The sequence below is a fragment of the Caballeronia sp. dw_19 genome (assembly GCF_018449515.1).
Lineage (GTDB): Bacteria > Pseudomonadota > Gammaproteobacteria > Burkholderiales > Burkholderiaceae > Caballeronia.
Map to the genome: position 1 here is coordinate 141,530 of NZ_JAAVUQ010000005.1, position 21,335 is coordinate 162,864.

19 protein-coding genes are annotated in these 21,335 nt (G+C 61.3%); 8 read left to right on the top strand and 11 right to left on the bottom strand.

The annotated features are described in order from the left end of the window. Positions 1-8: 8 nt before the first annotated feature. Together HB376_RS09215 and HB376_RS09220 are read right to left on the bottom strand one after the other, a co-directional pair. Complete coding sequence (locus HB376_RS09215; RefSeq protein WP_213763273.1) at positions 9-914, bottom strand: alpha/beta hydrolase; 906 nt, start codon at positions 912-914, stop codon at positions 9-11. Beyond that, positions 911-1,774, bottom strand: a complete 864-nt coding sequence (locus HB376_RS09220) for a ferritin-like domain-containing protein (protein ID WP_213763275.1) — start codon at positions 1,772-1,774, stop codon at positions 911-913. Before HB376_RS09220 ends, HB376_RS09215 begins: the two co-directional genes overlap by 4 nt. Positions 1,775-2,107: 333 nt before the next feature. On the opposite strand from HB376_RS09220, the gene HB376_RS09225 reads away from it, so the two are divergent. The 3 genes from HB376_RS09225 to HB376_RS09235 all read left to right on the top strand — a co-directional run bounded on the left by HB376_RS09225 (position 2,108) and on the right by HB376_RS09235 (position 4,121). Further along, positions 2,108-2,632, top strand: a complete 525-nt coding sequence (locus HB376_RS09225) for a gamma carbonic anhydrase family protein (protein WP_158936688.1) — start codon at positions 2,108-2,110, stop codon at positions 2,630-2,632. A gap of 44 nt (positions 2,633-2,676) precedes the next feature. After that, a complete protein-coding gene (locus tag HB376_RS09230) occupies positions 2,677-3,648 on the top strand; it encodes an Hsp33 family molecular chaperone HslO (RefSeq protein ID WP_256983812.1) in 972 nt (323 codons plus the stop codon). 113 nt (positions 3,649-3,761) lie between these two features. After that, the gene (locus HB376_RS09235; RefSeq protein WP_213763277.1) at positions 3,762-4,121 is read left to right on the top strand and encodes a hypothetical protein; all 360 of its coding nucleotides are present in this window, start codon (positions 3,762-3,764) and stop codon (positions 4,119-4,121) included. Between the two features lie 125 nt (positions 4,122-4,246). Here HB376_RS09235 and ftsB read toward each other — a convergent pair whose 3' ends face one another. The 9 genes from ftsB to HB376_RS09290 all read right to left on the bottom strand — a co-directional run bounded on the left by ftsB (position 4,247) and on the right by HB376_RS09290 (position 15,826). Beyond that, entirely contained in the window at positions 4,247-4,702 is a 456-nt protein-coding gene (ftsB, locus tag HB376_RS09240) for a cell division protein FtsB (protein WP_213763279.1), read from the bottom strand. Positions 4,703-4,833: 131 nt separating this feature from the next. Then, positions 4,834-6,117, bottom strand: coding sequence for a phosphopyruvate hydratase (gene eno, locus HB376_RS09245; protein WP_213763281.1), 1,284 nt, complete (start codon positions 6,115-6,117; stop codon positions 4,834-4,836). Between the two features lie 464 nt (positions 6,118-6,581). Continuing rightward, positions 6,582-7,436 carry a 3-deoxy-8-phosphooctulonate synthase gene (gene kdsA / locus HB376_RS09260; RefSeq protein WP_031363912.1) on the bottom strand — a complete coding sequence of 285 codons (855 nt, stop codon included), beginning with the start codon at positions 7,434-7,436 and terminating at the stop codon, positions 6,582-6,584. After that, positions 7,433-9,157, bottom strand: a complete 1,725-nt coding sequence (locus HB376_RS09265) for a CTP synthase (protein ID WP_213763286.1) — start codon at positions 9,155-9,157, stop codon at positions 7,433-7,435. Before HB376_RS09265 ends, kdsA begins: the two co-directional genes overlap by 4 nt. Positions 9,158-9,353: 196 nt before the next feature. Continuing rightward, complete coding sequence (locus HB376_RS09270; RefSeq protein WP_213763288.1) at positions 9,354-10,202, bottom strand: alpha/beta hydrolase; 849 nt, start codon at positions 10,200-10,202, stop codon at positions 9,354-9,356. 60 nt (positions 10,203-10,262) lie between these two features. Further along, positions 10,263-12,956 (bottom strand): ComEC/Rec2 family competence protein, encoded by a 2,694-nt coding sequence (locus HB376_RS09275; protein WP_213763290.1) that lies wholly within the window; start codon positions 12,954-12,956, stop codon positions 10,263-10,265. Between the two features lie 92 nt (positions 12,957-13,048). Beyond that, complete coding sequence (locus HB376_RS09280) at positions 13,049-13,837, bottom strand: TatD family hydrolase (protein ID WP_213763291.1); 789 nt, start codon at positions 13,835-13,837, stop codon at positions 13,049-13,051. A 35-nt stretch (positions 13,838-13,872) separates the two neighbouring features. Beyond that, positions 13,873-14,580, bottom strand: coding sequence for a lipoprotein-releasing ABC transporter ATP-binding protein LolD (gene lolD, locus HB376_RS09285; protein ID WP_213763293.1), 708 nt, complete (start codon positions 14,578-14,580; stop codon positions 13,873-13,875). Beyond that, positions 14,573-15,826, bottom strand: a complete 1,254-nt coding sequence (locus HB376_RS09290) for a lipoprotein-releasing ABC transporter permease subunit (protein ID WP_213763295.1) — start codon at positions 15,824-15,826, stop codon at positions 14,573-14,575. Before HB376_RS09290 ends, lolD begins: the two co-directional genes overlap by 8 nt. 433 nt (positions 15,827-16,259) lie before the next feature. Here HB376_RS09290 and HB376_RS09295 point away from each other — a divergent pair, with 433 nt between their 5' ends. The 5 genes from HB376_RS09295 (at position 16,260) to prfB (ending at position 21,293) form a co-directional block, all read left to right on the top strand. After that, positions 16,260-16,547, top strand: coding sequence for a type II toxin-antitoxin system RelE/ParE family toxin (locus tag HB376_RS09295; protein ID WP_276572808.1), 288 nt, complete (start codon positions 16,260-16,262; stop codon positions 16,545-16,547). 18 nt (positions 16,548-16,565) lie between these two features. Beyond that, the gene (locus HB376_RS09300) at positions 16,566-16,868 is read left to right on the top strand and encodes a HigA family addiction module antitoxin (protein WP_213763298.1); all 303 of its coding nucleotides are present in this window, start codon (positions 16,566-16,568) and stop codon (positions 16,866-16,868) included. A gap of 290 nt (positions 16,869-17,158) precedes the next feature. After that, positions 17,159-18,268: a regulator gene (locus HB376_RS09305; protein WP_213763300.1), complete on the top strand. Its 1,110-nt coding sequence runs from the start codon at positions 17,159-17,161 to the stop codon at positions 18,266-18,268. 64 nt (positions 18,269-18,332) lie between these two features. Next, positions 18,333-20,039: a single-stranded-DNA-specific exonuclease RecJ gene (gene recJ, locus HB376_RS09310; RefSeq protein WP_213763302.1), complete on the top strand. Its 1,707-nt coding sequence runs from the start codon at positions 18,333-18,335 to the stop codon at positions 20,037-20,039. 149 nt (positions 20,040-20,188) lie between these two features. After that, positions 20,189-21,293, top strand: a protein-coding gene (prfB, locus tag HB376_RS09315) for a peptide chain release factor 2 (RefSeq protein WP_213763304.1) whose coding sequence is annotated in 2 segments (ribosomal slippage) — positions 20,189-20,269 and positions 20,271-21,293 — 1,104 coding nt in all. Because the reading frame shifts where the segments join, the coding sequence is not laid out codon by codon here. The last annotated feature ends 42 nt before the right edge of the window (positions 21,294-21,335 follow it).

The window sequence follows — 21,335 nt, forward strand, 5'->3', positions numbered from 1 at the left end:
CCCCGGGCTCAGGCACAAAACGTCTCGATCAGCGCCGCCACGCGTTCGGGCTGATCGTGATGAAGCATATGGCCCGCGTGATCGACGATCTCCTCGCGCCAGTCGGTGAACGCCTTGAAACGCTGCTTGAATTCGTCGATTGGAACCTCGCCGGCGATCATCGCGAGGGTCGGCGAAGCCAGCGCTTCAACGTGCAGGACCTTCGCCCGCACCTTCGACCAGACGGCCATCACCTCGTCCAGCCGGTACAGCAATGGTCCGCGTATTTTGTGCGCGGGGTCAGCGAGCAGATGGAAACGGCCGGTATCGTCGGGCTTGGCCCACTGCTGGGCTAAAAAACGTGCTTTCGCCAACGGCAGGCGCGAATTCGTGCGGATCAGCCGCTGGGCGACGTCATCGAGCGTGGCGTAGGTGTTGAGCGTTGGCGGCGCGCGCAAATCGTCCAGCCATTGCCCGAGCCGTGCGGGCGAACGCTCCGCCTTGGTGGCTGCCATGCCGAACCCCTCAAGATCGACCACGCGCCGCACCCGCTCCGGCCGCACGCCCGCGTACAGGCAAACAACGTTCGCGCCCATGCTGTGGCCCACCAGGTTCACCTGCTCCCCACGCAGCGACGCCGGTGCGTAGTGGTCGAGCAGCGCATCCAGATCCGCCAGATAGTCCTGGAACCAGTAATGGCCGCTCTTTCCCTGCTGGACCGGCCAGTCCGACAGCCCGAAGCCGCGCGCATCGGGTGCGATCACCTGCCAGTCACCGGCGAGGGCATCGACGACAAATTGAAACGATGCCGAAATATCCATCCAGCCATGCAGCATGAACAATGTGGGCGCGTCGGGCGATCCCCATCGGCGCACATGCAGCCGCGTACCACGCGTGGTGACGAATTCGGAAACGGGCGTTTTAAGAGGGGTCATCGGGGATTGGGGACAGCTTGAATGGAATCGATTGGGTCCAGACCCGCGAGCGCGCGTAATTCGGCTTCGTCGAAACCGGCATCGCGACGCGCTTCGAAGTTGAACGGACCGCGTAGTTTGGGGGCGTGATATTGCTCGGCGAGTTGCGCGTAGGTGGCGTGCGGATCGGCGCCGGACTCGCTGCACAAGTGCCGGAACCAGTGATTGCCAATCAGCACGTGGCCGATTTCATCGTGGAGAATCACATCGAGAATGGCCGCCGATGCGTGGTCGCCCGCTTGAGCCAGGCGGCGGCGAATGGGCGGCGCAGCGTCCAGACCGCGCGCCTCCAGCGTGCGCGGCACGAGCGCCATGCGGGCGAGCACGTCGCCACGCGTGCGCTCCGCCATTTCCCACAGGCCGTCGTGCGCGGGAAAATCGCCATACCGATGACCGAATTCCGCCAGACGCGCGCTCAGTAACGAAAAGTGGCGCGCTTCCTCGGCCGCGACCTTGAACCAGTCGCGATAAAACGCGTCGGGCATGGAAGGGAAACGCCAGACGGCATCGAGCGCGAGGTTGATCGCGTTGAACTCGATATGCGCCAAGGCGTGCAGCAACACCGCACGCCCCGCGTCCGACTGCATGCTGCGGCGTTTCAGCGATGACGGCGCGACCAGTTCCGGCGACGCCGGGCGGCCGGGTAAATCGAGCGGATCGGGAATGTGGGTGGTGGCGTCGAGCGTGGTGTCCCCCGATAGCAAACGCTCGTAGAAACGCTGGGTAGCCCGCGCCTTGGCGGCGGGATCGCGCTCCCGGAGCAACGCCAGGGCGGTCGGCCGGACGCCATTGGACGCAGAATAATCGAGCTGTTCGGACATGATTCCGGTTTGCCTTGGGTTACTTATGGGGTGCTTTTAAACGGTAACGGTTGGCTGGCAACCCCGCCGGGGGCGCCGCCGCCCGGGCAGGCCGGTTCAGAAACGCCGGTTTTGGAATTGCCGTTTCAGAACCCATCGATCAGTCGTGTAAAAGCCGGGCCGCACGTCGCTTTTGCGCAACCGGCTAAAATAGCACTTTCCACGGAAGATTTTTGGCTTGAGGCGGCCGCGCGCCGCAGTCTATAGCATCGACGGTACCGGTATGCCCGCAGCCCCAGGCCAGCCGGCCAATCCGGGCATCATGGCTCAAGTCAGGCCCTCACAGGAGACACAGTGGCAATCTATAAGCTCGGCGACGCCGCCCCGACCATCCACGAAAGCGTATTTGTCGCTGATACGGCGACCATCATCGGCCGTGTGACGCTGGAAGAAAACTCAAGCGTCTGGTTCGGCGCCGCCCTGCGCGGCGACAACGAGCCGATCGTGCTTGGCCGAGGCAGCAATATCCAGGAAGGCGCGGTGCTGCATACCGACCCGGGTTATCCGCTGACCATTGAAGCCAACGTGACGATCGGCCATCAGGCCATGCTGCACGGCTGCACGATCAAGGAAGGCGCACTGATCGGAATTCAGGCTGTGGTCTTGAATGGTGCGGTAATCGGCCGCAACTGCCTGGTTGGCGCGGGCGCCGTGGTGACCGAAGGTAAAACCTTCCCAGACAATACCCTGATCCTCGGTGCACCCGCGAAAGCCGTGCGCGAGCTCACGGAAGCGGATATTGCCCAGATGCAGGCGGGGACGCGTGGTTACGCGGACCGTCGCGAATTTTACAAGGCGCAGCTCGTGCGGATCGGCTGAACGCCGGTTGACACGCGTTATGCCGTCGATCAAAGGACTCAAGCGTGGTTAACGACCAGCTGCAAAAATTCATGTTCAACGCGGCGCCGGTGCGTGGCGAGATTGTCTCGCTGCGTGACACCTGGCAGGAAGTGCTCACGCGCCGCTCGTACCCCACGCCCGTGCGCAACGTGCTCGGCGAAATGATGGCCGCGTGCGCGCTGCTGTCGGCGAATCTCAAGTTCGACGGCACGCTCATCATGCAGATCTACGGCGACGGGCCGGTGACCATGCTTGTCGTGCAATGCAATTCGGACTTGTCGCTGCGGGCAACCGCGAAGCTGGCGGAATCCATTGAAGGCGCGAGCGAAGCACCCGTGCCAATCACGGATGACATGACGCTCCCCGACCTGCTCAACCGCAACGGCCAGGGCCGCTGCGTGATCACACTCGATCCGCGCGACAAGAAGCCCGGGCAGCAGGCTTATCAGGGCATCGTGCCGTTGAGCGGCGAGCATGGGCCGCTGGCGTCGATGGCGGAAGTGCTTGAACACTACATGCACCACTCCGAGCAACTCGACACGCGCATGTGGCTCGCCGCGAACACCGAGCGCGCCGTGGGCATGCTGCTGCAAAAGCTTCCCGGCGATGGCGGTATCGTCCCGCATCCGGGCGAACACGACGCCGATACATGGCAGCGCGTATGCCACCTCGGCGGTACGCTCTCGAACGAGGAGTTGCTGAAGGAAGAACCGGAAGTGGTGTTCAAGCGGCTCTTCTGGCAGGAAAACGTGCAACATTTCGAGCCGGCGCAAGCGCGTTTCGAATGCACGTGTTCGCGCGAGAAAGTGGGCGGGATGCTCAAGATGCTGGGACGCGGCGAAGTGGACAGCGTGGTTGAAGAACGCGGCAGCGTGGAAGTGCACTGCGAGTTCTGCAACCAGCGCTACGAGTTCGATCCCGTGGACGTGGCGCAACTTTTTGTGGCTGGAGAACTCTCCCAGGGTGTGAGTCCGGCGCCGGATCAACGGCATTAAATCCAACTGCGGTCTCTGGCTCTCTGTAACAAGAGGTCGCAGGATGACCCTCTGCTGTGCCGCGGCGTGTCATGATCCGGTTCCGTTTAGTGTCCGGCCCGCTGGAGGTCGAAATGAAATCCTTGGGATGTATATCGAAGAAACTGGTCGTGGCGTTGTCCGGCGCGACGCTGCTCGCTCTCGGCGGTTGCATGATGGATCCGCCGGGGCCTTCGCCCATTTACAGCCGCTTGCCGGCCGCGCAGAACCAGGCGCCGCAGCCGCTTTCGCAGGCCGAGCAGCAGCGCTATAACCAGATCGACCGGCAAGTGCTGGCCGAGCAGCAGCAGGCAATGGCTGCAGAGGCCGCCGCCCAGGCCTACTCGCAGTACTATCGGCCGCCGGTTACGGTGTACGGCGGATATTCGAGCGGTGGCTGGGGTAACCGATGGGGAACGGGCTTTGGCTACGGATACCCTGGGTATTATTGGTAGCGTCTCAGACGCGCGTCGTTCGCCGCAAAGTGGCCAAGCGCAATAAAAAAGCTGTTTCAACTCACGTTGAAACAGCTTTTTTTACATCCGTTGCCGGTCGATTACTTCGATTGACGCGCCGCGCGCTAACCACCCTGCTTCTTCTTCGCCGCGTCCATCTTGTCCTTCGTCGCTTGCCGTTCGAACGCCCGGCGCTCTTCCTTCGAACGCGACACCGGATTAGGCACTACACGCAACGGCGCGGCGGACACTTGCCCGCGCGTGGAAGCACTCGATTGCGCGTTCACCGAGTTAGCAGGCGCCGGCGAATTCGGCGAGACGAACTGCACGAAGACCTCGCTGTCCTTCATCATCCCCATTTCGTAACGCGCGCGCTCTTCAACAGCCGATGTGCCGTTCTGCAAGTCCGCCACTTCACCCTGCACGCGTTCGTTACGCAGTTTCAGGTCGGCGTTTTTCTTTGTCTGGTTGACTAATTGCTGCTGCAGTTCGTGGACACGTAACCAGCCGCCGTGTCCCCACCACAGTGGATACTGGATCATCGCCAGCAGCAGGATCAGAACAGAGGTGACAATCCGCATTTAAGAGGCGAGAAAAACGCTAACACTGCAACTGTATTTGGCGCTGCCCCGGATTCAAAAGAACACGAGGCAGCGGACTGAGTAAATCGACAACCGTCCGGACTCACTAACGTCCCAATCCGGCCGAAGCTTTAGCGCAGATTGTAGAACGCCGATTTACCCGGATAACTCGCGATGTCACCGAGATCTTCTTCAATGCGCAACAACTGGTTGTACTTCGAGATCCGGTCACTACGCGACAACGAACCCGTCTTGATCTGACCAGCATTCAGGCCGACCGCAATATCTGCAATCGTCGTATCTTCAGTTTCGCCCGAACGATGCGAGATGACCGCAGTGTAACCCGCGCGCTTCGCCATTTCGATTGCCGCAAAGGTTTCCGTCAGTGTGCCGATCTGGTTGATCTTGATCAGGATCGAATTGGCGATGCCCTTGTCGATGCCTTCTTTCAGGATGCGCGTGTTCGTCACGAACAGGTCGTCGCCCACGAGCTGGATCTTCTTGCCGAGTTTATCGGTGAGAATCTTCCAGCCGTCCCAGTCGCTTTCGTGCATGCCGTCTTCAATCGAAACGATCGGGAATTTATCGGCGAGCGTGGCGAGGTAATCCGTGAATTCCGCCGACGACAACTGCAAACCCTCGCCCGCGAGCTGATATTTGCCATCGTGGTAGAACTCGCTTGCTGCACAGTCCAGGGCAAGCAAGACGTCTTCGCCCGCGCGATAACCAGCCTTCTCGATCGCCTGGACGATGGTCGACAAGCACTCGTCGTTGCTGCCGAAGTTCGGCGCGAAACCGCCTTCGTCGCCCACCGCCGTGCTCATGCCGCGGTCGCTCAGGATCTTCTTCAGCGCGTGGAACACTTCAGCGCCGCAACGCAGTGCTTCGCGGAAGGTCGGCTGGCTGACTGGGACAATCATGAATTCCTGGATGTCCAGGCTGTTGTTCGCGTGCGCGCCGCCGTTCACGATGTTCATCATGGGAACGGGCAATTGCATGGCGCCCGAGCCGCCGAAGTAGCGGTACAGCGGCAAGCCGGCTTCTTCTGCTGCAGCCTTTGCAACCGCCATGGACACAGCCAGCATGGCGTTCGCGCCCAGGCGCGACTTGTTGTCGGTGCCGTCGAGTTCGAGCAGGGTTTTGTCCAGAAAGGCCTGTTCCGATGCATCGAGGCCCATGATGGCTTCGGAGATTTCGGTATTGATGTGTTCGACTGCCTTCAGCACGCCCTTGCCGCCGTAGCGGCCGGCTTCGCCGTCGCGCAATTCGATCGCTTCGCGCGATCCGGTGGATGCGCCCGACGGCACTGCAGCGCGGCCCATCGTGCCCGACTCCAGCAGGACGTCACATTCGACGGTGGGGTTGCCTCGCGAGTCGAGAATCTCGCGACCGATGATATCTACGATAGCACTCATGGTTTCCTCAAGAAATGACGTTGAATCAGGTCAGACAGCGGGTCGGTTTTTAACATCTCGCCGGGGCGCGAACGCCCGGCTTCAGAGGCCTTCTACGACCATCATGTTCAATTCTGCTGCGCCCGCTCTCACGTGGCGCGCCGCTTCATATTGAGCGGAGTGATTCCATTGTGTGGCCGTCTCGTCGTCAACGAATGGTGTCGACGAACGCGAGTACGACCGAGGGTGGGCGAATGGATACTTCAAACGCCTCGCTCCGTCCGCTGCGCACCAGAAACTTACCACCGTATGCGTCAATCGCGTGCATTGCTAACGGCTGATATGCGGTGAATTTATCGGGGTCAGTAGGGTTCGCGTTCATGGAGATGTACCCTTTCGCCATGACACGCCTTTGCCGGTACATCGCGGATGTGGATGCTTAAGCGAGCACCTGTGCTGAAATACACACAACGCCCGCAGCGTCCTTAACTGAAATCGTTCTCGAGAAACGGTCCGCGCTTCACGGCCCGATCCAGCGCAACGAGTGTCTCCAGCAGTGCTTCCATTCTGTGCAGCGGTACGGCGTTCGGCCCGTCGGATTTCGCGTTCGCCGGGTCCGGATGCGTCTCCATGAACACGCCCGCAACGCCAGTTGCAATCGCGGCGCGTGCCAGTACCGGTACGAATTCGCGCTGTCCGCCGGAGCTCGTGCCCTGCCCGCCCGGCAACTGGACGGAATGCGTGGCATCGAAGACGACAGGTGCGTTGGTTTCCCGCATGATCGCGAGCGAGCGCATGTCCGAAACCAGATTGTTATAACCAAACGACACGCCGCGTTCGCACGCCATGAAACGGTCGTCGGACAAGCCGGCTTCGCGGGCGGCGTCGCGGGCTTTATCGATAACGTTCTTCATGTCGTGCGGCGCGAGAAACTGGCCCTTCTTGATGTTGACCGGCTTCCCCGAACGCGCGCATGCGTGAATAAAGTCAGTCTGGCGGCACAGGAACGCGGGCGTTTGCAGCACGTCCACGACCGACGCAACCGCTTCAATCTCATGCTCGGAATGAACGTCGGTGAGGACGGGCAGGCCGAGTTGCTTTTTCACTTCGCCGAGAATCCGCAGGCCTTCGTCCATGCCGAGTCCGCGGAACGACTTGCCGGAACTGCGATTGGCCTTGTCGTACGACGATTTGTAGATGAACGGAACGCCCACTTTCGCGCAGATTTCCTTGAGACGGCCGGCGACGTCAATGGTCATTTGCTCCGACTCGACCACGCACGTGCCCGCGATCAGGAAAAACGGCTGGTCGAGACCCACTTCGAAATCACACAGCTTCATGCTTGCGCTCCGACGGAAACCGCCACGGCCGGTGCAGGGGCGTGTTCAGCAGCAGTGCCCGCCTGCCCGTTCGCCTTCAGCGCCAGATGATGCGCGCGCGCCGCTTCGACGAATTCCTTGAACAACGGATGACCATCACGCGGTGACGATGTGAATTCCGGATGGAACTGCACGCCGACGAACCACGGGTGCATGGATTCCGGCAGCTCCATCATTTCCGGCAGATCTTCGCTCGGCGTACGCGCGCTGATCACCAGCCCGCCCGCCTCGAGTTGCGGCACAAAGCGGTTGTTCACTTCATACCGGTGCCGATGGCGCTCGTTCACATCCGTACCGTAGATGCGTGCGGCCATGGTGCCCGGCTTGATCGGACATTTTTGTGAACCGAGGCGCATCGTGCCGCCCAGATCAGACTCTTCCGTGCGCTTTTCAACGTGACCTGCACGGTCGTACCACTCGGTGATGAGCGCGACAACAGGATTGGTCGTCGATGTATCGAATTCCGTGCTGTTCGCATCGGCCAAGCCGGCGACGTCGCGAGCGAATTCGATCACAGCCAGTTGCATGCCGAGGCAAATGCCCAGGTACGGCGTCTTCGACTCACGTGCGTATTTGATCGCCTTGATCTTGCCTTCTGTTCCACGCGCACCGAAACCGCCCGGCACGAGCACGGCGTCGAGATGCTTCAGACCGGCCACGCCGTCCGTTTCGATCTGCTCGGAATCGATGTACTCGATATTGACCTTCGTCGACGTATGAATGGACGCGTGCTTGAGCGCCTCGATCAACGACTTGTACGATTCAGTCAGTTCCACATATTTGCCGACCATGCCAATGGTGACTTCGTTCTGCGGGTTTTCGAGCTTCTGGACGAGGCCGGCCCACATGCTGAGGTCGGCGGGTTTCGCCGTGAGCTTGAGCTCTTCGCAAATGATGTTGTCGAGACCCTGGTCGTGCAGCATCTGCGGAATCTTGTAGATGCTGTCCACGTCCCACACCGAGATCACCGCGTCTTCCGGCACGTTGGAGAACAGCGAAATCTTCGCGCGTTCGTCGCCGGGAATCGGACGATCCGCGCGGCACAGCAGCACGTGCGGCGAGATGCCGATTTCACGCAGTTTCTGCACGCTATGCTGCGTGGGCTTGGTCTTGAGCTCACCCGCCGTCGCGATGTACGGCACAAGCGTCAGGTGCACGAAACATGCGCTGTTGCGGCCGAGCCGCAGGCTCATCTGGCGCGCGGCTTCGAGGAACGGCAGCGATTCGATGTCACCCACCGTCCCGCCGATTTCCACGATTGCCACGTCAGGCTCTCCGCACGTGGCCGCAGCCGCGCCGCGTTGCAGGAACGCCTGGATTTCGTTGGTGATATGCGGAATGACCTGAACCGTCTTGCCGAGATATTCGCCCCGGCGTTCCTTGCGGATCACCGACTCGTAGATCTGACCGGTCGTGAAGTTATTGGCCTTGCGCATCTTCGTGCTGATGAAGCGCTCGTAATGGCCTAAGTCGAGGTCCGTTTCCGCACCGTCTTCCGTCACGAACACTTCCCCGTGTTGAAACGGGCTCATCGTGCCGGGGTCGACGTTGATGTAGGGATCGAGCTTTAAGAGGGTGACTTTCAGACCGCGCGATTCGAGGATCGCTGCGAGGGAAGCGGCGGCAATACCCTTGCCGAGGGAAGACACTACGCCGCCGGTGACGAATACATATTTGGTCATCGCTAGGTGCTCGCGGGAAAAACGGATTATACCCGAAAGGCGCCCCATAACCCAGCGCGGGAGGGACCCGCGTTGGAACCCGATTTACCGCGAGCGGCGGGTTTTGGTCGCGTGTTTATCGGCGGCCTGAATGCGGTTTGAATGGCGTCTCGCCGGGGTGCGTTACTCCTATGCGCTACTGATGTGCATTAGTGCATCAAGCCCGCAGCCCGTTAAGCGTGCGCTGCAATGCGCGCGCCGTTTCCACCGGGTGTTCCATTGGGAACAGATGGCTGCCCTCGATCCATTCGAAATGCCCGCCCACAATACGCCGCGTCATTTCCAGCCCGACGTGGCGGACTTCCTTCGAATGCGTTCCCGCAATAAACCCGACCGGCACCGGCACGCCATGCGCAACCCGCGCACCCAGCGTGCGCGGCAACGTCTTGTATATGCGGAATTCCACCTCGCGATCGAAAGCGAGCTTGCGTTGGCGGTTGACGGCGCCGGCCGCTTCATCGATACCGCCAATGCCACCTCCGTTATGCGCCTCCGCCGGAATCGCGAAATCGATGTAATCCGACAGCATCCGCTCGTCCCAGCGGGCGAACGCCGTTTTCGCGTGAAAGTGACGCCAGGCGTCTTCGCGGCTCGGCCAGTGCATGCGCCGGTTTTTAGTGGCGGCGGCAGGCGAAAGCCGTGTGTCGAGCCCCGTCCATTGCGATAAACGCAGCACACTGCTGCGCCAGCCGGCGATCACCGGCGAATCCAGCATCACGACGCCTTTCACCCATTGCGGCCGCTTGAGAGCCGCCATTAACGAGAGGTAACCGCCCAGCGAATGCCCGACCAGCCACACTTTCACGTCGGCTGGACGTCTGGCGTCAATGTCTTCGAGCAGTTGATCCACCAGATGCGGCCAGTCGCGCGTCACGGGGAAACGAGGGTCGTGTCCAAAACGTTCAACCGCGCGAATCTCGTAGTCGTCGGCGAGTTCGGCGAAGATCGTCCGGTATGTCGATGCGGGAAACCCGTTAGCGTGCGAAAAATGCAGGATGTCTTTCAAGCGCCGTGCCCTCTCTTTTTTACAACGTCTCTTTGCAGCGTCTCATTATTAACGTTCTGTTCACCGCCCCATCCAGTAACGCGCGTGAGTCTGCCTGAAACGTTCGATAGACACCTCAGCCGACACCTCCATGCGCGCCGCGCCGTCTTCGTCGCTGCGCGATAACTCGATATGACGTAATCGATACCGCTCGAAAACCGTCGGATGCGGGTGGTTAAATCGGTTGCGGTAGCCTACCTGAAATACCGCGACGCGCGGCCTCACGGCGTCTAGGAAAGGCTCGGTAGACGACGTCTTGCTGCCGTGATGCGGCACGATCAGCACGTCTGCCTGCAGCCCGGCGGGCCCGCGTTGCCCGCGTTGCCCGCGTTGCCCGCGTTGCCCGCGTTGCCCGCGTTGCCCGCGTTGCCCGCGTTGCCCGCGTTGCCCGCGTTGCCCGAGTTGCCCGAGTTGCCCGAGTTGCCCGAGTTGCCCGAGTTGCAATAGCTGGCGCTCGACGTCGGCTTCAATGTCGGCGGCCAGCAGCGCCGAGCGCCCTGCCGCGCTGGTCACTTTCAGCACGCATGACGTCGCGTTCGGTTTGGCCGCGAGCGGCCCAGCCTGCGGCCACAGCACGTCGAACACCACGCCGTCCCATTGCCAGCGCTGCCCCGCGACGCAGCGCAACAAAGCGCTGCCGTGATCCTGTGCCGTCTTCCACAACAGTTCGCGCGGCCGCAGCGACGCCACGAATTGCCTGACCTGAATACTTTCGAGCACCGCGGGCGCACCGCCCGAGTGATCGGAATCCGAGTGGCTGATCATCAGCGTATCGAGCGTGGAAAGGCCGTGGGCGAATAGATACGGCACGACAAGCCGTTCACCCGCGTGCGTGGATTCCGGGCCCGGACCTGCATCGAAGAGCAAGGTGTGATGCATGGTTTCGATGACGATGGAAGACCCCTGGCCAATGTCGAGCGCCGTTACGCGAAACGTGCCGTTCGGAGGCGCTTGAGAAACTGGAAGCACGAGCGGCAACCAGGTAAGCGGAGCAGCGAACCGCAGCGGCCAGCCGCGCGGAGCCAGCGCCCATATCACGCCAAACGCCGCTGCCGTCAGCGCAAACCCGTCCGGTTGCGGCAAACGCCAGAGCGTCCATGTGGGTCCAGACAGATGGGCGAGCGCGTCGAACATCGGGGTCAGCATGCCATGCGCCGCGCGGTAGGCGAAACCATCGAGCGGTGCGGGCAGCAAAACGGCCACCAGCACGGTCGGTGTCACGAGAAAGCTGATCCACGGAATCGCGAACGCGTTGGCAAGCGGCCCCAGCAGTGGAATCTGGAAAAACCAGTACGCGGTGAGCGGTGCGAGTCCGAGCGTTATGGCGTACTGCACGCGCGCACTGGATGCGATCCCGCGGCCGACGCGCCGTGCCGTAGGTCTGAGCCACGCCAGCGAGCGAACCCGGATTCGACCGATCAGGTCGCCAAGCCGGTCGCGCATAGGGCGACGTCGTTGACTTCCAGCTTCATCGATGAGATCGCTCGCGGCAGGATCTTCGTCTGCCTGATCGTCTGCCTGGGCCGCCGCGAACTCCTCCGCGAAGCCGACCGATGCTCGCCGTCCACGCGATGCAATCGCGAACAGAATGGCCGCCACGGCGCAGAACGACAACCAGAATCCCGCCGCCGTCACCGCCCAGGGATCGGCAAGCAGAACAAGCCCCAGTGCCCAAGCGAGCACCAGCGAAGACGCCGGTCGGCGGCCACTCAACACAGCGAGCGCGACGAAGCAAAGCATCCACATCGATCGTTGCGCGGGAACGTTGAATCCGGCGAGCGCCGCATAGAAGGCCGCGAATATCGCTGCGCCGGCTGCTGCCGCTTTTTGCGCCGATACGATCAGCGGCGCCGGCAACCCGCGCCATCGCAAGCGTCGCCATAACCCGCCGCACAAAAGCGCCGCGAGTCCTGCGACAAAGCCAATATGCAGCCCGGAAATCGCCACGAGATGACTCGTCCCGGTCGCGCGCAGCAAGGTCCAATCGGCATCGCTGACCACGTCTTGGGCGCCTGTGGCCAACGCGACGATAATTCCTCGATGCGGAGCACCGTCGAGTGCCGTTAGAACCTGCTCGCGCAACCGCGCACGCCAACGATCGATCGTCAGCGCGAAACCGTGCGCATCCGTGGGCAAACGCCGCGCCGCGCCCGGCACGGAAACGTAACCGGTCGCACGAATGTTGCGAGCGAGCAGCGCCACTTCAGCATCGCGGCCCCGAAAATTGGCATTGCCATGCGGACGTTTCAATCGGGTGACCAGCGTCCATCGTTGCCCGGCCCAAAGAGCAGGCGGCGGTGCGACGGCAGGACCGCGTTTGGACGCGTCAACCGCCATCCACGATAGTTGTACGACACGCGGGAAGTTCGTCAACGCGGCATCGTTCGATTCGACTTCAAACAGGAAGCGTGTGCCGTCCGCGCCTTGCATTGGCAGTCCGCGCACGAATCCGGTCAACTCGATGTTGCGATTCTCGAACGCAACGGGCAAAACGCGTTGCAATCGCGTGTCTGCGCGCCAGGCGGCGTAACCGAAGCCAATAACCAATGCAGCCGCAATCAGCGATGCCGCGCGAAACCGCGGGAAACAAACCGCGAGCGCACAGGCAAGCCCGAGCAGGAGCAAAAGCGCCCATAAAACAAGGGCGCCGGGCAACGCAGCTTGCTGCTGCAAACACATGATTCCCAGCGCAAAGCCGATCAAGATACCGCGCACGCACGCTCCTCAAAAACTCGACGCGAGCGCAGACGCATCGAAGGAAAGAACTGCCCTTCAATGCCTACGATCGAACGAAAACAAGGAACTGATTATGCGGAGATAAGGCCAAGCCGCGGCAGCGCGGCGTGCGCGTTAGCCGTTGTGCCTAAGGAAAGCGTCTCTTCGTCAATGCCGCGCAACTCAGCAAGGACCCGCGCGATGCCAGGCACCTGATCCGGCGCATTGCGATGCTTGTAGAGCCATGAAGGCGCAATATCGGGCGCATCGGTTTCAAGCACGATCGCGTCCAGGGGCAACTCTGCGGCGAGGCGCCGAATCTGGCGAGCGCGTTCGAAGGTCAGATTGCCGCCGAAACCCAGGCGCATGCCATGCGCGATGAACGCTTCGGCCTGCTGAAAACTGCCGTTGAACGCGTGCGCAATACCGAGTTTGACGGAGAACACGCGCAGGCCCTTGAGCACCTTGTCCTGCGATTTGCGCACATGGCAGATCACCGGCAAATCGAACTCGCGTGCGAGCTTGAGCTGCTCGTAATAGAAGAAGGTTTGGCGCGCATCGTCTAGGCCGGGTACAAAATAGTCCAGCCCGATCTCGCCGATACCCACGAACCTCGGGTCCCCCATACTCTCGGCAATCTGCTCGCGCAACACGCGCAGATCGTCGTCGTGCGCACGCGGCGTGAACAACGGATGAATGCCAAGCGCGTAAGCACCGCCTTCAATACGATGCGCAAGCTCACGCACGCGGTCGAAATTCTGGCGCTCCACGCCCGGAATCACGATCCGCGAGACACCCTCTTTCAACGCCGACGCCGCGACGTCATCGCGGTCGGCATCGAATTCGGATGCATCGAGATGGCAATGCGTGTCGATCCACATGCAAGGCCTCCAGCATTCCAGCGGTTATCCAGCGATCAAACAGGGACGACCGGCTCCTCGAACAACACGCCGTCACGCAAGCGCATGATGCGGTCGCAGCGTGCGGCGAGATCGGGGTCATGCGTGACGATCACGAAGCTCGTCTCAAACGTCTGGGACAACTCCAGCATCAGGTTGAACACCGTATCCGCTGTGGCGCCGTCGAGGTTGCCGGTCGGCTCATCGGCGAGCACGCATGCCGGGCGCGTGACCAGCGCACGTGCAATCGCCACGCGCTGACGCTCGCCGCCCGACAATTCGCCCGGCCGATGCTTAGCCCGATGGCCAATCCCCACGCGTTCGAGCACGGCCATGGCCTCCTTGCGCGCGTCCGTTTCGCTCATGCGGCGAATGCGCAGCGGCATCGCGACGTTATCGAGCGCGGTGAATTCGGCAAGCAAATGATGAAACTGATACACGAAACCGAGCGCACGATTACGCAGTTCGTTGCGTTCGCGTTCACGCAATGCGGTGAACGGTTTGCCCAGCAGTGAAACCTTGCCGGCGCTGGGTTCATCGAGACCGCCGAGCACGTGAAGCAGCGTGCTTTTACCCGACCCCGATGCGCCTACGATCGCCAGTTTCTCGCCACGCCGGACCTGCAATTCTGCGTTATCGAGCACTTGCACGTTGAAGCCGCCCTGCACGAACGTCTTCGAAATCGCCGATGCTTCGAGCACGATGTTGCTGTTGTTATCACTCATAGCGCAGTGCCTCCGCCGGGCGAACCTTCGCGCCGCGCCAGCTCGGATAGAGCGTTGCGAGCGATGACAATCCGAATGCGATAAGGCCGATCCGCGCGACGTCGGCGGGGACGAGTTCGGACGGCAATTCGCTGATGAAATACACCGATGGCGGCAGGAACTGCACGCCAAGCAGATGCTCGATCATGGGCACGAGCCACGGAATGCTCCACGCGATAAGGCACCCCAGCGTCACGCCAAGCGCCGTGCCGATAAAGCCGATCGTCACGCCCTGGATCACGAATATCTTCATGATCGAGCCGGGTTGCGCGCCAAGCGTGCGCAGGATGGCGATGTCCGCTTGTTTATCGGTCACGGTCATCACCAGCGACGACACCAGGTTGAACGCCGCCACCGCAATAATCAGCGTCAAGATGATAAACATCATGCGTTTCTCGATCTGCACGGCCGAGAACCAGGTCTTGTTCTGCTGCGTCCAGTCACGGATATAGAGGTCGCCGGAAAGCGTTCGCGACAGTTGCCGCGCGACTTCCGGCGCACGCTGCATGTCCTTCAGCTTCAGGCGCACGCCCGTGGGCGCCGGCAGCCGGAACAGCGCCTGGGCATCGGCAATGGAAATCAGCGCCAGCGTGGAGTCGTATTCGTAATGCCCCGACTCGAACACGCCGACCACGGTGAACTGCTTGAGCCGCGGCAGCATGCCCGCCGGCGTGATCGTGCCTTCGGGCGCGACCAGTGTGATCTTGTCGCCCGTTGTCACGCCGAGATTGGTCGCCAGATCCGCGCCGAGCACAATGCCGAAGCCGCCGGGCACGAGATCTGTGAGCTTGCCGCCCCGCATCTCCTTGCCGATATCCGACACTTCCGGTTCCAGCGACGGCTCCACACCTCGCAACGCCACGCCGCTGACCGCGCCTTGACGCGTCAGGAGCGCCTGGGCGTCCACGTAAGGCGCCGCGCCGATCACTTCCGGATTCTTGCGCGCTTCCTGCGCAGTCAGTTGCCAGTTGGGCATGGACCCGGTCGGCGAGAATATTTCAACGTGCGCGAGCACGGACAACATGCGGTCGCGGACCTCTTTCTGGAACCCGTTCATTACCGAGAGCACCACGATCAGCGCCGCGACGCCAAGGGCGATACCAGCCATCGATACCAGCGCGATAAACGAGATGAAACCGTTGCCGGTGGTGCGTTTGCCGGCGCGGGTATAGCGCCAGCCGATCTGCCATTCGTAGGGAAGTTTCAAGCGATTCCTTTTCAGCGTTCTAACGTTCTTCGATCTTTACATCGCGCATTCGGCGCACGGCTGAAACCTTGCGGCTTGCGCCGTTTTTCTGACCCGAGCCAGGTCAATCGGGTGGCGGTCACAACGCCTTTTCTACCCTTACCGCATCGATCGAACGCAACCGGATGCACCGATCCGTCTGCAATCAAGCGCGAAGTTTGCCACACAATTCTTAGCCGAACCTTTAGCCCACGCTTTAGCCGGGATGTCGCGGCGGATGGGAAAACGACGGCGCAAGCCAGCATGCTGGCCGTTCGGACGATTTCCGTCGGCCATCTCGCAGTCCATACTCGCCTGGCTCACCCACACGGCATCGTCCCTCCGAAAAACCGGCTTCAGCCGCAGCAACGGCTTAATTTCATCACTCTTGACGTATTACGCAAAACGTAATACGATGAACATAATGATCCAAACGTTCCGATGCAAGGACACGCAAGCACTGTACGAAGGTGGAACACCGAAACGGTTTCGGGCAATTGCTGATGTTGCTATCAGAAGGCTTACGGCATTGGACGCTGCAGTGGAAATACGCGACCTGAAGTCGCCGCCCGGCAACCGGCTCGAATCCCTTTCCGGCGACCGGCGCGGTCAGCTCAGTATCCGGATCAACGGTCAATGGCGCGTTTGTTTCAAATGGACGACGAAGGGTCCCGTCGACGTCGAAATCATCGACTATCACTGACCACTACTAGGAAAGCACATGTCCAAGAACGGCATGCGTCCGGTTCACCCGGGCGAGATATTGCGGGAAGATTATCTGGTCCCGCTCGAAATGAGCGTGAACGCCCTGGCGCTGGCGTTGAATGTGCCTGCAACGCGTCTGCATGAAATCGTGAAAGAACGGCGCGGCATCACGGCCGACACCGCCTATCGCCTTGCACGCTACTTCGACTCGACCCCCGAGTTCTGGTTGAATCTCCAAGCCATGTACGACTTGAAAACATTGCCAACGCGCAGTGAAATCGATCGCAAGGTTGAACCCCGTGAGTTGTCGCGCGCGTGATGCATCAACCCAGGCAGGCACGGAAATGTGGTGTGACCTGACTCCGGGTGTCGTCGTAAAACCTTGGGGCAAGGTCTGCGGAGTTGGGTTAGCGGAATTGATCCGCGAGCGATGGACCGGTCCCGGCGTGCAACACGCGCACCTTCGCTGCCACAGCCCAGCCTTGACGTGATCCAGGATCGACTTTGTGTGTCCGGCAACTATCCACGTATTACTTGTTACGCATATGTAGCGTATAGCACCGAGGCAAACGGCAAGCGCCCGGAAGACACCGGGGCCTTTGCCATACAATGCGCAGCATCATGCCCACGTCCAAGCTCCCAGACCTTCACCTTCTCTTACCGTTCGCGCTGCCATCGGCTGCGGACGCCGCCACTGCGCTGCACAAGCTGGACCGCCCCGCGCTCGACCGGCTGCTCGCCCGGGCGACGCTCGATGAGCGCGTGATCGGCGAGGATTTCCAGCGCACTCTGCCGCACGAGCGCTGGATCGCACGGCAGTTTGGCGTCGTGAACGAGGCGCCCGGACAAGCCTCCGACGAAGCGCCGCTCGCGCCCTATATGTTGCTCGCCGACGGCGGAACGCCCGGCGATACCATTTGGGCATGCATCGAGCCGGTGCACGTGCGGATCGCGCGTGATCATCTGGTGCTGATCGATCCGGCCACGCTGGGTGTAGACGATCAGGAAGCACGCACGTTATTCGATGTCGTCAAGCCGCTGATAGAAGACCTCGGACTGACCATTCAGGCACCGCAGCCGGCACGCTGGTACGTCGCCGGACCGAATCTCGGCAAGCTCGCGGGCGCGTCGCCGTTGAGAGCGAGCGGGCGCAATATCGAAATCTGGTTGCCGCATGAAGCAGGCACCGGCGAACGCTCGCGTGCGTGGATGAAGCTGCAGAACGAAGTGCAGATGGCGTGGTTCGAACACCCGCTCAACGAAGCACGTGAAGCGCGTGGCTTGCCCGCGATCAACTCCATCTGGCTGCACGCGCAAGGCGCGCTACGCAGCGTAACGAGCCCATTCGTACACGTAATGTCGAACGCTCCGGCCACACGCGGGCTCGCATTGGCAGCCGATATCGTGCCGCAAGCGCCGCCGGACTCTTTCGCCGCTTTCATGGCTTCTGCAACGGCAAGCAATGGCCGCGCGCTTGTCGAACTCGACCCGTTTTCCGCACCGTTCATCGAGCAGGACTGGGCGCGCTGGAACGACGCGCTCGGCACGCTCGAGCGCGACTGGTTCGCGCCGGCCCTTGCCGCGCTCGAGAACGGAACGCTTGGCACGTTGCGCCTCACGTTGTGCAGCGACACGGGCTCAGTGTCGCTGACCGTCACGCGCGGCGCGTTGCGCAAATTCTGGCGGCGGCGTCCGATCGCGGCGCTGCTTATCGAATGAACGAAGCGAATAAACGATACGAGTAGATGAAGCGAATGAAAAGAATCCTCACCGGCCTGTCCGCATGACCCGAATCGTCACCCGCGCGCCCTCTCCCGCCGATGCCGCCGTCCTCGTGCGACATGGCGTTCATCCTGTCATTGCGCGTCTGTATGCATCGCGTGGCGTGTGTTCGCCGGAAGAGATCGAGACCGAACTCAAGAAATTGCACGCGCCCGTCGGGCTGAAAGGTTGCGATGAAGCCGCCGCCGTACTCGCCGACGCGCTCGCGGCGAAACGCCGCATGCTGGTCGTCGCCGACTACGATTGCGACGGCGCCACCGCTTGCGCCGTTGCCGTGCGCGGCTTGCGGATGTTCGGCGCGCAGATCGATTACCTGGTGCCGAACCGGTTCGAATACGGCTATGGCCTGACGCCGGAAATCGTTGCTCTGGCCGCGCGCCGCGCGGGCGGGAAGCCGGATCTGTTGATTACCGTGGACAACGGCATTGCGAGCGTGGATGGCGTCGAGGCTGCGAATGCGTTGGGTATCGACGTGCTGGTGACCGATCACCACCTACCCGGCGATGAACTGCCGCCCGCGCGCGCCATCGTCAATCCGAACCAGCCGGGCTGTGCGTTTCCGAGTAAATGCATCGCGGGCGTGGGGGTCATTTTCTATGTGCTGCTCGCATTGCGGGCGGAGCTGCGTCGTCGCGATGCTTTCACCACCGACGCGCCTGAACCGCGTCTGGACGGCCTGCTCGATCTGGTTGCGCTCGGCACGGTCGCCGACGTCGTGAAGCTCGATCCGAACAACCGGATCCTGGTCGCGCAGGGCCTGAAGCGGATTCGCGCGGGACGAATGCAACCGGGCATCGCGGCGCTGTTCCGCGCGGCTGCGCGCGATGCGCGCGCAGCGTCCGGATTCGATCTCGGTTTTGCGCTTGGGCCGAGGCTGAATGCGGCGGGACGGTTATCGGATATGTCGCTTGGGATTGAATGCCTGATCACCGATGACATCGGCCGCGCATGGGAACTCGCGCAGCAACTGGATTCGATCAATCGCGAGCGGCGTGAAATCGAAGCCGGGATGCAGGAACAGGCGCTTGAGGAACTTGCCAATATCGATCCTTCGGATTCAGCCACGTTGACGCTGTTTAATCCGGCGTGGCATCAGGGCGTGATCGGGATTGTCGCGGGGCGGCTGAAGGAGAAGTTTCACCGGCCATCGTTCACGTTTGCTCATGCCGATGACAGCGGGGTTTTATCGAAGGGATCGGGGCGCTCGATTCCGGGGTTTCATCTGCGCGATGCGGTCGACCTGATTTCCAAGCGCGAGCCTGGGATGATCGTGAAATTCGGCGGCCACGCAATGGCGGCTGGGATGACCATTGTTACCGCTGACATCGCGCGGTTTACTGCGGCGTTTGAAGCCGTCGGGCGCGAGTGGTTGACGTCCGATGCCTTGTCACGGGTGGTCGAAACCGACGGCGAACTCGAGGACGCTTATTTCACGCCGCAGTTTGTTGAATTGATCGATGGCGCGGTGTGGGGGCAAGGCTTTCCGGCGCCCGTGTTTTCCGGGGAGTTTGAAGTGGCGTCCCAGGCGCTGGTCAAGGACAAGCATTTGAAGCTGCAATTGCGGCGCGGGCAGCAGCGGTTCAACGCTATCTGGTTTAATCACACGGAAACGCTGCCCACACGCACCGTCGTGGCGTACCGGCTCGTTTCCGATACCTGGAACGGAGTCGCGCGGGTACAGATGATCGTGGAACATGCGCTGGGGTAAGGCGCGTCCGGCCTGGACCACTCATGCCCCCCGCCATCCGTGCGAACGACCCGCGCGCGCTCCCGCGGCGGCGGCCTTGGGCGTCCAGCAGGCACCCCGTCCTAAGCTATAATTTCCCTCTTAGCCAAAAAACCTGAAAACGATCAAAAATGGAAGCGGAACGTCTAAACGCAATCGAGAACCTCCTCGCCGACCTGCGCCGTCGCGCTGGCGAGCTCCGGGGGTATCTTTGACTACGACGACAAGGCCTTGCGTCTTGAAGAAGTAAATCGGGTACTAGAAGACCCGAACGTCTGGAACGACTCGAAAAACGCCCAGGCCCTGGGCCGCGAGAAAAAGCTGCTGGACAACGTCGTCTCCACCATCACGGACCTCGATAACGATCTTCGCGACACGCAAGATCTCTTCGACATGGCCCGCGAAGAAAACGACGAAGACACGCTCGTCTCATGCGAAGCGGACACGGCAGCGCTCGAAAAACGCGTCGAAGACATGGAATTCCGCCGGATGTTCTCGAACCCGGCCGACCCGAACAACTGCTTCATCGATATCCAGGCCGGCGCCGGCGGCACGGAAGCGTGCGACTGGGCCGCAATGTTGATGCGCCAGTACCTTCGCTACTGTGAACGCAAAGGCTTCAAGACCGAAGTTCTCGAAGAATCCGACGGCGACGTTGCCGGTATCAAAAGCGCGACCATCAAGGTTGAAGGCGAATACGCGTACGGCTTCCTGCGCACGGAAACGGGCGTTCATCGGCTGGTACGCAAATCGCCCTTCGACTCATCGGGCGGACGCCATACGTCGTTTTCATCGATCTTCGTGTATCCGGAAGTCGACGATTCCATCGAAATCGATATCAATCCGGCCGACATTCGCACCGACACGTATCGCGCATCGGGCGCCGGCGGCCAGCACATCAACAAGACCGATTCGGCCGTGCGCCTGACTCACGCGCCCACCGGGATTGTTGTGCAGTGCCAGAACGACCGCTCGCAACACCGTAACCGCGCCGAAGCCATGCAGATGCTGAAAGCGAAGTTGTACGAGTTCGAAATGCGCAAGCGGCAGGTTGAGAAAGACAACCTGGAAAACAGCAAGACCGACGTGGGCTGGGGTCACCAGATCCGCTCGTACGTGCTCGATAACAGCCGCATCAAGGACTTGCGCACGAACGTGGAAATCAGCAACACGAAAGCCGTGCTGGACGGCGACCTGGACGACTTCATCGGCGCGAGTCTCAAACAGGGCGTATAAGCAAAAGTCGAGCAAATGGCGCGGCTTCAGTAACACGCCGCC

Coding starts and splice junctions, on each gene's coding strand:
- HB376_RS09215 (WP_213763273.1), bottom strand. CDS start 914: ATGACCCCTCTTAAAACGCCCGTTTCCGAATTCGTCACCACGCGTGGT.
- HB376_RS09220 (WP_213763275.1), bottom strand. CDS start 1,774: ATGTCCGAACAGCTCGATTATTCTGCGTCCAATGGCGTCCGGCCGACC.
- HB376_RS09235 (WP_213763277.1), top strand. CDS start 3,762: ATGAAATCCTTGGGATGTATATCGAAGAAACTGGTCGTGGCGTTGTCC.
- ftsB (WP_213763279.1), bottom strand. CDS start 4,702: ATGCGGATTGTCACCTCTGTTCTGATCCTGCTGCTGGCGATGATCCAG.
- eno (WP_213763281.1), bottom strand. CDS start 6,117: ATGAGTGCTATCGTAGATATCATCGGTCGCGAGATTCTCGACTCGCGA.
- kdsA (WP_031363912.1), bottom strand. CDS start 7,436: ATGAAGCTGTGTGATTTCGAAGTGGGTCTCGACCAGCCGTTTTTCCTG.
- HB376_RS09265 (WP_213763286.1), bottom strand. CDS start 9,157: ATGACCAAATATGTATTCGTCACCGGCGGCGTAGTGTCTTCCCTCGGC.
- HB376_RS09280 (WP_213763291.1), bottom strand. CDS start 13,837: ATGTGGATCGACACGCATTGCCATCTCGATGCATCCGAATTCGATGCC.
- lolD (WP_213763293.1), bottom strand. CDS start 14,580: ATGAGTGATAACAACAGCAACATCGTGCTCGAAGCATCGGCGATTTCG.
- HB376_RS09295 (WP_276572808.1), top strand. CDS start 16,260: ATGAACATAATGATCCAAACGTTCCGATGCAAGGACACGCAAGCACTG.
- HB376_RS09300 (WP_213763298.1), top strand. CDS start 16,566: ATGTCCAAGAACGGCATGCGTCCGGTTCACCCGGGCGAGATATTGCGG.
- HB376_RS09305 (WP_213763300.1), top strand. CDS start 17,159: ATGCGCAGCATCATGCCCACGTCCAAGCTCCCAGACCTTCACCTTCTC.
- recJ (WP_213763302.1), top strand. CDS start 18,333: ATGACCCGAATCGTCACCCGCGCGCCCTCTCCCGCCGATGCCGCCGTC.